The following is a 7,401-nucleotide window of genomic DNA, read 5'->3' as shown; positions in this document are numbered from 1 at the left end:
GCCCCCGCCATAGCAATCACTTCTCCTGCGTGGTATTCGCTTTTGTAGTGATTTTTGGCTTCTTGTTCCAAATATTCCTCAACACTGATTTTGGTAAGGGTTTCCATAGTTTAGAGTAAGTTGGTTTTCAGATAAATATCTTTGATAAGGATTTCACACTCACCAATTTGTATTTTTTCATCGGGATTTTTGCTAAGGTGTAAATGCCAATCGTTTTCATTTTGCTTTTTGTAGCCTTTGATAGCAATTTTTTCACTATCAATGAGCCAATACTCTTTCAGACTTTCCAGCGTGAAGTAACATTCCATTTTCTCGTGGGCATCGTAATGGGCAGTGCTTACCGATAAAACTTCAACGATAACAGTAGGGTTAAGCAAAACATCTAAACCTTTGTGCTTTTCTATTTGTTGCTCACCACAAAGCAACACAATATCAGGATACACGTATTTTTCACAAGCGGATAGTTTTACAAGCATATCGCTAGGTAATACAATGCAATTTTTTTCTTTGATACAATTATTCAGGATAGTAATCGTGTTGGCTACTATAACATTGTGAGTCAAAGATGCCCCCGCCATAGCAATCACTTCTCCTGCGTGGTATTCGCTTTTGTAGTGATTTTTGGCTTCTTGTTCCAAATATTCCTCAACACTGATTTTGGTAAGGGTTTCCATAAGATGAATTTACCATAAATATCCATAAAAAATCCCGAAAATGCAAATTTTCGGGATTTTTTGATTTTACTTGTAACTTCTTTGCGTGAGTTTTACATTTTCAAAAATGAGTTCCTCTTTGTGTAGGACTTCGGGCTGGTTATCTCCTGTATATTCCCAAGCGGCTACATAGGCGAAGTTTTCATCATCACGCTTGGCTTCGCCATCTACTTGGTACTCTTCTCGGAAGTGTCCGCCACAAGATTCGTTTCTATGCAAAGCATCATCAACCATTAGTTCGCCAAGCTCTAGAAAGTCAGCTACACGATAGGCTTTTTCAAGCGTTTGGTTAAATTCTTCGTTTGTACCTGTAACTTTTACATTTTTCCAAAATTCTTCACGCAATTCACGGATTTTACCTTTGGCGTATTTCAAGCCTTCTGCATTGCGGGACATACCGCAGTAATCCCACATAATTTTACCTAACTCTCTGTGTATTTCATCAACGGTTTTATTTCCTTTGATAGAAAGTAATTTCTGAATTCGGTCTTTTACTTCTTTTTTGGCTTGGTCAAAAGCAGGGTGAGAGGTAGGTACTTTATCGCTAGGTCCGATAGTTGCCAGATAATCGCCAATAGTATAAGGAATCACAAAATAGCCATCAGCCAAACCTTGCATAAGGGCAGAAGCACCCAAGCGATTGGCTCCGTGGTCTGAAAAATTAGCTTCGCCGAGTGCATATAAACCTTGAATGGTAGTCATTAAGTTGTAATCAACCCATAATCCGCCCATTGTGTAATGTACCGCAGGATAAATCATCATAGGCACTTCGTAGGGGTCTTGGTCAGTGATTTGCTTGTACATATCAAAAAGATTGCCATATTTGGCTTCAATAACGGCTTTGCCATCGCGTTTGATAGCATCAGCAAAATCCAGATATACAGCCAGACCCGTTTGGCTCACGCCTCTACCTTCATCACAAACATATTTGGCATTACGCGAAGCCACATCACGAGGTACGAGGTTACCAAAAGAGGGGTATTTTCTTTCCAAAAAGTAGTCGCGGTCTTCTTCTTTAATATCTTTGGGCGATTTGAGACCTTTGCGGATAGCCTCGGCATCTTCAATTTTTTTAGGCACCCATACGCGACCGTCATTACGCAAAGACTCTGACATCAAAGTTAGCTTAGACTGATAGTCGCCTGATACAGGAATACAAGTAGGGTGAATTTGTGTAAAACAAGGATTAGCAAACAAAGCTCCTCTTTTGTGGGCTCTCCAAGCCGCTGATGCATTTGAACCCATTGCATTGGTGGAAAGGTAGAATACGTTTCCATAACCACCTGTACAAAGTAGAACGGCGTGAGCCGAATGGGCTTCAATTTCACCTGTTACAAGATTTCGGGTAATGATGCCACGACATTTACCATCTACTACTACTACGTCCATTAGCTCGGTACGAGGGAACATTTGGACTTTTCCTGCGGCAATCTGGCGGCTCAATGCTTGATAAGCCCCGAGCAAGAGTTGCTGCCCGGTTTGCCCTTTGGCGTAGAAAGTACGCGAAACTTGAGCTCCACCAAAAGAGCGATTGTCCAAAAGTCCGCCGTATTCACGTGCAAAAGGCACGCCTTGTGCTACACATTGGTCAATGATATTAACAGAAACTTGTGCTAAGCGATATACATTTGCTTCTCTGGCTCTATAATCGCCTCCTTTAATAGTATCGTAAAACAAACGGAAGACGCTATCGCCGTCATTTTTGTAGTTTTTGGCGGCATTGATACCTCCTTGGGCGGCAATAGAGTGAGCCCTACGTGGGCTATCTTGGAAGCAAAAAGCCTTGACGTTGTAGCCTAATTCGGCGAGTGTTGCGGCGGCAGAGGCTCCTGCCAAACCTGTTCCAACAACTATGATTTCATATTTGCGTTTATTGGCAGGATTGACAAGTTTCAGATTAAACTTGTGTCTGTCCCATTTTTCGGCGAGCGGTCCTTCGGGAATTTTGGCATCTAATTTCATATTGGGCTAAGAGTTTATGTTTTTATGAAAAAATTAACTTACAGGCAATTTTAAGACTTTTACTATAACAATTTTACTTTGAGCAAGCTGTTTTTGATATTTATTACCTTTCAATTTTACGCCGCTGGTTGCAATCCAATAAAAAACTTGATGACTTATCGCTTTTAGATTTTTAGCTTCATTGTCTAATAATTTTTTCAACCACTCTGCTTTTTTGATAATAACTTTTACATCACTTGTATCGGCGGGGTGAACTTCTATGAAATAAGATTTATTTTCGTACCCTACAACATAGTCCCAACGATTTTCCGAAGGATATATTTCTTTCAGGCAATTATCCAAATCTATACTTCCTTCGCATAGTCGTGTGTTTTCTACTTGAATGCTAACACTATGATTCCCAAGAGCTTGTAACCCATTTTGGTAGCAATTTTTTAGGACTTCAATTTTTTGAACAATATCTTTAAAGTTTATTCCCTTCATAAAAATTCAGCAACAATTTCGCTTGCTTTGCTTGAAAAGGAAGTCAAATTGCCCCATTCTGCAATAGCAATGTCATCAGAGTAAGCATCTAATGATGAAATATCTTTTGAAACAACGCCATTAGGAGTATGTTCAAAAAAGAAAGTTTTAAGCTCTTTACTTTCTATGTTTTTGAATAATTGCTGGGTATGTGTATTTTTAGTAAAATCAAACAATCTTATTATGGCATTATTTTTACTTTTGTTATCTTTTGGGGTGTTTTTTATCATTTGAAAAGCCCAAGCAAACTCCAAAATCATAGCTGAATGGGTAGAAATGATAACTTTATACCCTCTTGTGAGTAAATCTACAATTTGTAAAATAACAGCTTTAATGGCTTGGGGGTGCAAGCCCATCTCGGGCTCTTCTATTACGACTAGCTCAATGTTATCTTTTTTACTTTTTTTGGAGGGCGGACAAAGCCAATAAAAAGCTAAAAGCAGTGGCATAAACTCTTTTTGTCCTGCACTCCAAGTCATAAAAGGAATAGAAGTATTTGCAGACTTCATTCTAAATTTTTTTTGTCCCGATTTCTCTTCAAGAGTTACAGAATGATTATGAAAAATAGAGCTATCAAATTGTTCTCGCAAAATATTTTTTAGTCTTTGCTTACTTGGAAACAAATCTGGGGTTTTGATGATTTCCTTTTGTAGCATTAACCTGATAGATTCGCTAAAATATCTTAATACAAAAGGAACAGTTTCATCAAATTCCATAAAAGTTTTAGGTCTGCCATCTGCAACTGCTAAAATTCTTTGAGCAGGTACGTAAAAAAGTTTTTCAGGTACTTCGGAGTATTTTTCCCCCTTTTTGGGAAAGAAAAAATCTTTACCAATCTCTTTACTGCCTTCTATAAAAACTTTTGTAGCGTTATGCCAAAGGTTTTGCATTCCTTCTCCAAAATACAGCCTAAACAAATAGTCCAAGTCATTTTTCCACTCATAATTATACTGCTCCAAGACTTTTCTGATGTAGTTTTTATCAAATAAAAACTTTAAGAGTTGCAGAAAAATACTTTTCCCACTAGCTTGCTCGCCAATTAGTATTGTCAAATCAGCTATTTCTACTTTAACTTCTTGAATAGGACCAAAATTATTTAGACTGATTTTTCGCATCTTGACAAAAATACTATTTTACCCTGCTCCACCTTCGCTCATTTTTCTTTCTTTGCGAGGCTTGATAATAGTAGAAATAATACCTGCTAAAACCAAACAGCCGCCTAATGCTACAAGTGAAAGATTTTCTTGTTTGGTGTGCATTAGTACAGGTATGCAGGCATACGCCGCAGGTACAAATACGGCAAAAGCTATTCCTACGTGGTGAATAAGAGCATTATATTTTTTATGGTTCAGACCAAGTGTCTGAAAAGCACTCTTAAAGCCGTGAATAAGATGAAAAGAAAGCCCTATCATTGAAACTACATACAAAACCACTATCCACAACTCGCTAAAAGCTATTTGCGTAGCTTGATAAAGATTATGTACACTTTTGCCATCAAGAGTAGTTTCGCCCAACCCACCAAATTTTGATTTAGCCCAAAATGCTTGTAAATGTACTACCAAAAAAATCAGGATAATCGTCCCTAAAAGCATCATATTCCGAGAAGCCCAAGAGCTACTTTTGCCCATATTTACATAAGCATATTGTACAGGTCTTGCGGCTCGGTTGCGAAGCGTAAGAATAATGCTGGTTACAATGTGTAAGGCTATGAAAAAGAAGTTTCCAATAGAAATAGTCTGAATAAGTGGGTTATGCCCCATAAAGTCGGCATATCGGTTGAACGAAACGCCGCCATCGTCTTTGAGAAGTTGTAAGTTGCCTAAAAGATGAACCACCAAAAATAAAATCAAAAATAGCCCTGTAAGAGCCATAATGAGCTTTCTGCCCAGCGTGCTTGTAAGCATATCTACAAGCCAGTTTGTTTTTTGTGTGGTAGCGGTTGCCATACGATTTACGTTTTTGTTTTGGTTTAATTACTATTTGTGTAGAAAAAATGTTTATGCAAATGCAAGTTCAAAGTTAGAGAATATCTGCAAAGAAAACAATACAGCGGAGTTTTTTTTCGCTTTTTGTAAAGTTTTTGTTAATTTGCCACAAAATTAACATTTTCACTTGGGTTATGAAATTTTTTTATGGCTTTTGGCTTGTATTTTTACCCATACAACTTTTGGCTCAAAGTAGCGGACAAATAGCTCCTGATACGGCGGGAGTTTATTTTTCTAAAACTATTACCGAGAAAGATTTGCAAAGACATCTTTTCAAATTGGCTTCGGCGGAAATGGAAGGCAGAAAAACAGCCACCAAAGGGCAAAAAAAAGCCGCTTTGTACCTTGCCCAAGAAATGAAACGCATTGGTTTGAAGCCTGCTAATCTGAAAAACAAAAAAAATCCTTATTTACAACCTTTCAAAGTTGTGGTTTCGGGTTGGTATTATAGCCTGCACAGAAGCATTACTGAAAATAATCGTGAAAAACTGCCTATCGCCGAAACAGAAAATGTTGTAGGTTGGATTGAAGGAACGGATAAAAAAGATGAATATATCATCATTTCGGGGCATTACGACCACGAAGGCGTGCAGGGTGGAAAAATTTATTTCGGTGCAGATGATAACGGTTCTGGTACTTCTACCATTTTAGAAATAGCAGAAGCCTTTATGCTTGCTCAAAAGGCAGGTTTTTCGCCTCGCCGAAGCATAGTGTTTTTGCTTGTTTCGGCAGAAGAAGTAGGACTTTTGGGTTCAAAATATTACGCAGATTTTGAGCCTTTGTTCCCTTTGGAAAAAACTATCGTAGATTTGAATGTAGATATGATTGGCAGAATTGATAAAACCTACGAGGAAAAAAAGAATGAAAATTATGTATATCTGATAGGTTCTGATAGGGTCTCAACAGAATTGGATAGCTTGCAAATAGCTGTAAATGATAAATACACGAAAATCATCTTGGACTACACCTACAACGACCCCCTGCACCCCGAAATGCTCTACTATCGTTCCGACCACTACAATTTTGCCAAAAAGAACATTCCTATTATTTTCTATTTCAGTGGCTTACACGCCGACTACCACCAACCTACCGATACACCCGAAAAAATCCGTTATGCGAAAATGTCAAAAATCGGGCAACTCATATTCCTTACAGCTTGGGAAATTGCTAATCGTGAGCAACGCCTGCGTATAGATAAAACCGAAAAAAAGTAAAGTTCAAAACAATTTGCTTCTAACGTGTTTTTTTCCATTATTATACCTGTCTATAATCGTCCTGATGAACTAAGCGAGCTTTTGCAGTCGCTTAGCGAGCAAACCTTTGACAAAGAAAAAATTTCTTGGGAAATTATTGTCGTAGAAGACGGCTCCAAACAGAAGTCGGATAAAATAGTGGAAAGTTTCAAAGAAAAACTACCTATTCGTTATTTTGATAGAGCTGAAAATGTAGGGCAGGGTTTTACGAGAAATTTTGCTTATCAGCAAGCCCAAGGAGAGTATTTTATTGTGTTTGATTCGGATTGTATAGTACCACCGAATTATTTACAAAAAGTGTATGAATTCTTGCAAAACAACTATTTAGATGCTTATGGAGGACCAGATACGGCTCACGAAAGTTTTACAGATACGCAAAAGGCTATCAGTTATGCAATGACTTCGCTTTTTTCTACAGGGGGCATACGTGGCAATAAAAAATCGGCGGAGAGGTTTCGCCCTCGTAGTTTTAATATGGGAATTTCAAGACAAGTTTTTGAAAAAACAGGAGGCTACATTATTACGCGTATGGGCGAGGATATTGAATTTAGCATTCGTATTGAAAAAAATGGTTTCCGAGTAGGGCTTATTCCCGATGCCTTTGTGTATCATAAACGCAGAACTTCTTTCAGGCAGTTTTTCAAACAACTGCATTTTTTTGGCAGAGGGCGTATCAATATTAGTCGCTTTCACCCCGAAGAAATCAAGTTGGTACATTTTTTCCCTGCGGTCTTTGTGCTGTTTTTATTTTCTATTCCTTTTCAAATGCTTATTTATCAGCCATTGGCTTGGCTTTCGCTAATCGTATTAGCTTTTTACAAGTTGCTTATATTTTTTGATGCTTTGCAAAAAAACAAAAGTTTCAAAATAGCTCTGATGAGTGTTTGGGCAGTTTTTATTCAACTTACCAGCTATGGAATAGGTTTTTTGCAGGAATTTGGGCGAAAGTTGCGTGAAAAAAATTGA

At 38.0% G+C, this 7,401-nt stretch carries 7 protein-coding genes; 2 read left to right on the top strand and 5 right to left on the bottom strand.

Translation table 11 applies throughout. From position 1 onward, the window contains the following. Positions 1 to 110 precede the first annotated feature (110 nt). From ACWITO_RS08265 to ACWITO_RS08245, 5 genes are all read right to left on the bottom strand, one after another. A complete protein-coding gene (locus tag ACWITO_RS08265; RefSeq protein ID WP_448529524.1) occupies positions 111 to 674 on the bottom strand; it encodes a Uma2 family endonuclease in 564 nt (187 codons plus the stop codon). A gap of 66 nt (positions 675 to 740) precedes the next feature. Beyond that, positions 741 to 2,675 (bottom strand): fumarate reductase/succinate dehydrogenase flavoprotein subunit, encoded by a 1,935-nt coding sequence (locus ACWITO_RS08260; protein ID WP_448529523.1) that lies wholly within the window; start codon positions 2,673 to 2,675, stop codon positions 741 to 743. Positions 2,676 to 2,708: 33 nt separating this feature from the next. Then, on the bottom strand, positions 2,709 to 3,158 hold the full coding sequence (locus tag ACWITO_RS08255) for a hypothetical protein (RefSeq protein ID WP_448529522.1): 450 nt from the start codon (positions 3,156 to 3,158) through the stop codon (positions 2,709 to 2,711). After that, positions 3,155 to 4,312: an AAA family ATPase gene (locus ACWITO_RS08250; protein ID WP_448529521.1), complete on the bottom strand. Its 1,158-nt coding sequence runs from the start codon at positions 4,310 to 4,312 to the stop codon at positions 3,155 to 3,157. Before ACWITO_RS08250 ends, ACWITO_RS08255 begins: the two co-directional genes overlap by 4 nt. An 18-nt stretch (positions 4,313 to 4,330) precedes the next feature. Next, positions 4,331 to 5,143, bottom strand: coding sequence for a succinate dehydrogenase cytochrome b subunit (locus tag ACWITO_RS08245; protein WP_448529520.1), 813 nt, complete (start codon positions 5,141 to 5,143; stop codon positions 4,331 to 4,333). Positions 5,144 to 5,316: 173 nt separating this feature from the next. Here ACWITO_RS08245 and ACWITO_RS08240 point away from each other — a divergent pair, with 173 nt between their 5' ends. Both ACWITO_RS08240 and ACWITO_RS08235 read left to right on the top strand, forming a co-directional pair. After that, a complete protein-coding gene (locus tag ACWITO_RS08240; protein ID WP_448529519.1) occupies positions 5,317 to 6,396 on the top strand; it encodes a M28 family peptidase in 1,080 nt (359 codons plus the stop codon). 24 nt (positions 6,397 to 6,420) lie between these two features. After that, on the top strand, positions 6,421 to 7,401 hold the full coding sequence (locus tag ACWITO_RS08235) for a glycosyltransferase (protein ID WP_448529518.1): 981 nt from the start codon (positions 6,421 to 6,423) through the stop codon (positions 7,399 to 7,401).

The organism is Raineya sp. (assembly GCF_053497555.1).
This window is presented reverse-complemented; position numbering and strand designations above follow the sequence as displayed.